The sequence below is a fragment of the Pseudomonas sp. 06C 126 genome, assembly GCF_001855215.1.
Taxonomy (GTDB): Bacteria; Pseudomonadota; Gammaproteobacteria; order Pseudomonadales; family Pseudomonadaceae; genus Aquipseudomonas; species Aquipseudomonas proteolytica.
In genome coordinates this window covers 1-597 of sequence record NZ_MIFU01000158.1, presented here as the reverse complement: position 1 = coordinate 597, position 597 = coordinate 1, and the positions used below count along the sequence as shown (strand labels likewise).

Here is a 597-nt window from a genome sequence, read left to right as displayed (position 1 = left end):
AACCAAGGTTGCGGTGTAAACAATTTCGCCGCCTTCGCCGACAGTTTTGGTGGCAGTCAGCACCACATCAACCTTGTCGATGGTGTCGTTGATCTGCGTCGTTGCACCGTCGCCAGCAACCACCAGCTTCTCGAAGTTACCGCCTTCAGTACCAGTGATCTGGACGGTCTGGGTGCTCTTATCGATGAACACGTCATCGCCTGGAGCATCAACAATCACAGTACCAACGGTTTCGCCGGCCTTGATGGTGATGGTTTGCTTGTTATCGAGGGTCAGGGTGACGTCGGTGTCCGCTTTATTAGAAAGCGTAGCGGTGTAAGTAATCTTGCCGCCTTCACTTACTTCAGTCGGAGCCGTCAACGTCACGGTAGTGGTGTTATCAGTACCTGGGGTATCCGTCACCACGGTGGTGACTTTGTCAGTACCTGGAACCAGGTTTTCAAAGTGCTCACCACCGGTGACTTTTTCGATGCCGGTCGTAACAGTTTGGTCGCCTTTGTACACGTCGTCCGGCGCTACAGCCGAAACAGTACCGCTCGACTCGTTCACACCGATAGTGATGACCTGTTTGTTATCGAGGGTGATGGTCAGCGGGCC

The 597-nt window shown here is 53.6% G+C and carries 1 protein-coding gene; it reads right to left on the bottom strand.

The features are described from left to right. A partial coding sequence (locus BHC62_RS27140; protein WP_371128940.1) for an immunoglobulin-like domain-containing protein occupies positions 1–597 on the bottom strand: 597 nt, incomplete at both ends.